We start from the raw sequence: 3,590 nt of genomic DNA on the forward strand, positions 1-3,590 counted from the left end.
CAATGGTGAAAAGAAAGGCACAAGGATTAAAAGCGACTACTCCTAAGATAGATCTCACCGGTGCCAGAGAAATCGCCACAGAGCTTCGTAGGATAGGCGGTAACGTGAATCAGATAGCTAAACACCTTAATCAAGGGATAAACCCTTCTAAGGGCGAATTAGAGGGCATAGAGAGGGAGTTGAGTGCCATATGGCAACTATTAAGCATGGAACTACAAAAGTAGCCAATAGATTGATTACCTATGCCGAAAAGAAAGCCGAGGAACGTTCCGGAGTGAAATGTGATCCGAACTATGTGAGAAGTCAATTCTCCACTACCAGAAACCTCTGGGGCAAGAATGACGAGGTACAGGCTCACCATGTAATTCAATCCTTTAAACCAGGAGAGACAACCTCACGACAAGCCAATGAAATCGGACAGAAATTAGCTGAAAAACTGGCTCCTGATCATGAAGCTGTGGTATATACGCATACTGATAAGCACCACATCCATAACCACATCATCATCAATTCTGTAAATATCGAGGACGGTAAGAAACTGCATTTCAACGCTCGAAAGTCCATTGAAAAAATGAGAGAGCAGAGTGATCAGTTATGTAAATCCTATGGTTTAAGCGTGGTGGAAAAGCCTTCTGCAGAAATCAGATATACCCTTGCAGAAAGAGAAGTCCTGAAAAAGGGACAGATCTCTTGGAAGAAAGAGTTGAGATCTGCAATCGTCGCTGAAAGCAAAACAGCAACAACCTTTGAGGATTTCAAAATCAATCTCCAGAAGAACCACAATATTACGGTCAAGGAAGGGAAGAATGACTACATCAGCTATAAGCACCCTGAAACCGGAAAAGCTGTCAGTGGAAAGAAGTTAGGACTTCTCTTTGAGAAAGAATCAATCCAGTTTTCCATTGAAAATCGCCCATTTGAGAGATTATCGAAAAAGTCTTCCGAGATCCTAGATAAGCTCAATGAATCCAGAGAGAAACCATATACCGTATCGGAGATAAAGAATCTCTATACGGCAAAGGGAAAAGCATTTGAGGTAGATCATTCACCAGAACTCCAAAAAGAGTTTGATGATCTGTCGGAAATCATGGGAGATCTGAAGAGAGATCAGCTCGCAGCACGTAGTAATGATTCACCTGCTTTAGAACCTAAATCCCTTTCAAAAGCCTTTGAAATAGGCGATTAAAACCAAGAGATGATATTAATGTTTAAATCGTTTTTTTTTGTTATTTTTATAACAAATCTATGATATTATATACATAATATCATAAGAAAAAAGGGGGGGATATTTTGGAGTTAAATGCTATTAATGCTAGATATTTAAGCCTATTCATAATAATTATTGAAATTATTTTAAAACTGGTTGCTATATATGGAATATATGTAATAACCAAAGCTCTTCGATTCTATATGAAGAAATAATTGTTGCTAGAGAAAGGGGAATATCATCATGAAAAAAATCAAATTATTAAGTAGAACACTACAATTATTACTATTTTTTACATTAGTTTTAGGAGTCAACTTAGGTGTTTCAGCTACTGAGAAATTGAAATTATATGAGCCCAATAGAATAGAATCTGAAATTACTAGCAGTTTTGCTTACTCAAGTACAACTAATAAATTAGAAAAAATTCAAACAGCAACAATTGATATGGATAAATTAAAAGTGGGGAATAATGAAATTTATAATGATGGGGAAACTATTATCAGTTTGCAAATCGCCATACCTATAACTAATACTATTATTCAACCTTTTGCTTCTGGAAGTTCACCATGGTCTGGCGGTAGCATCCCTACCACAGCTACTCTAAATCCTAGAAAGAATATTGGAGTGATGGAATTAACTTATCAATTGGATTGGTTAAATAATCAAATAGATTCTATCCACTCTTTTCACTATGTTGTTCCATTGGGACAAGCAACATCACAATCATCTCGTATAATTCGACCTGCAGCGGTTAGTAGCTTACCTGCATCAGCTATTGGAGAATTAGATTACGTTGTAATTCAATATGGTATTGTGGTGGGTTCATACAATGCATGGCTAAGAACAGAAATAAATAGGTATAATCAATTACGATTAGTATGGAATATGTAAATCCAGTGAATTATAGGTCATAAAGCCACGACTTGAAAGAAATCTCACCGAGAAAAAAGAAAAAGAAATAAAGAAAAGCACCCTCAAAGGGGTGCCTTTTTTTATAAACGGGAAATCACTTCCCACATTGTCAAATTTAAAACCAAGTCTTAGAATCGAGCTGATAGTGATACCAATCTCCATTTTCAAACCTGACACAAGGCAGATCATCTTGAATAAACACTTCTTTCAGTTCATGCCCTTTGATTTTCCCACCAAAAGCATCCATCTGCATTTCATAGATCTCAAGGATCTTCTCCTGGATCTCCGGATTGAAATTCTCCATACCTTTTATCATGCTTTACCCCTCTGTGCCATTTTTAAGAAGTGCTTCGGTTTCTTTTTTCAACTCATCGTGAAACTCACACGTTGTCTTAAATGTTCGTCCTCTTATCTCATCATAGTTGACTTCAAGCCTTAGTTTAGCTATATCTTGCCAATCACCTTTTCCGAAGAAATAAGGATTAAATTGATAAATTCCTGTATCTCTTCTGATGATGATTTTACCTTTTACTAAATCAGTTATAGCATTACTAATAGATCCGATGTTTTTAAATCCTAATTCTTCTGCAATTCGTCTTTTTAAAGCTGAGTTTATTACAACTTCCATTCCATTTGTCTCACCAGCATAAGTTACTCTCTTTAAAAGCTCATAAAGAACTCTCTCATGCTTATTAGGAATATCAGAAAGATAAAGAATGTCCTGAAGATAGAGCTTAATAAATGGTGGTTCCGTTCCCCATGATAAGACTTTCTTCGTGCTTTGAGCATAAATCTCCCCATTCACATCAACGAAATTAGTCTCGATAGATTGGTTGATTTTTGGCATCCTTAATCCCCCTCTTTAATTGAATAAAGTTAATACTATTCATTATTATAGATGATAACTTTATGAGTGTCAATATTCAACTATTCATTATTTTTGATGAATAGTTGTCACGTGTGGCATGAACACTTATCACGTGTGGCATGAATAGTTGTCACGTGTGGCATGAATAGTCAAAAATTCGATATTTACTGATACTCAATGTTTTCATCCATATTTGAGGGGAAAAACTTCTCTATCTCTTTATAAGGGTTTTTTGAGACTTTTATAAAGGGTGGATTTCATCCCCCCCTCTCTGACGATTCACCCCCCCTGAACACCACGATCGAGCGAGTGGGTTTTCTGCGAAAACACAACTCCCTCTCTGTGGTCTACGTATGCCCCTGATCTTAGATTGATCTGTCTTTCTGGATAGGGATGTGAAAGCGAGAATGGAGTCAAGGAGGAACGGAGAAAAAGGTACTTTTTCGAGTAGTCCTTGATGAAATGAAGCGTGTCACACTTTCCCTGGAAGGGAGATTCAGAAAGAATCTTCCTTTCGCCCAACGGCGAGTGAATGGGGGGCGTTAGGGGGGATACCCCCCTCATGGCAGAAACTCCCGTAGGGATGTTTCGTCTTTCTTATCC

The 3,590-nt window shown here is 37.3% G+C and carries 5 protein-coding genes; 3 read left to right on the forward strand and 2 right to left on the reverse strand.

Going from position 1 to position 3,590, the window contains the following annotated elements; genetic code table 11:
- From mobC to ACHAL6_RS15450, 3 genes are all read left to right on the forward strand, one after another.
- On the forward strand, positions 1 to 224 hold a 224-nt coding region (mobC, locus tag ACHAL6_RS15440), incomplete at its 5' end, for a plasmid mobilization relaxosome protein MobC (protein WP_395271545.1).
- On the forward strand, positions 191 to 1,186 hold the full coding sequence (locus ACHAL6_RS15445) for a relaxase/mobilization nuclease domain-containing protein (protein ID WP_395271546.1): 996 nt from the start codon (positions 191 to 193) through the stop codon (positions 1,184 to 1,186). The genes mobC and ACHAL6_RS15445, both read left to right, overlap by 34 nt.
- Before the next feature lie 264 nt (positions 1,187 to 1,450).
- Positions 1,451 to 2,098 (forward strand): hypothetical protein, encoded by a 648-nt coding sequence (locus ACHAL6_RS15450; RefSeq protein ID WP_395271547.1) that lies wholly within the window; start codon positions 1,451 to 1,453, stop codon positions 2,096 to 2,098.
- 136 nt (positions 2,099 to 2,234) lie between these two features.
- Here the strand turns inward: ACHAL6_RS15450 and ACHAL6_RS15455 are convergent, their stop codons facing one another.
- A complete protein-coding gene (locus tag ACHAL6_RS15455; protein ID WP_395271548.1) occupies positions 2,235 to 2,435 on the reverse strand; it encodes a hypothetical protein in 201 nt (66 codons plus the stop codon).
- Between the two features lie 3 nt (positions 2,436 to 2,438).
- On the reverse strand, positions 2,439 to 2,966 hold the full coding sequence (locus ACHAL6_RS15460; RefSeq protein WP_395271549.1) for a replication/maintenance protein RepL: 528 nt from the start codon (positions 2,964 to 2,966) through the stop codon (positions 2,439 to 2,441).
- Positions 2,967 to 3,590: the final 624 nt, after the last annotated feature.

It is taken from the genome of Proteiniclasticum sp. C24MP (assembly GCF_043951855.1).
In the GTDB taxonomy this organism is placed as follows: Bacteria; Bacillota; Clostridia; order Clostridiales; family Clostridiaceae; genus Proteiniclasticum.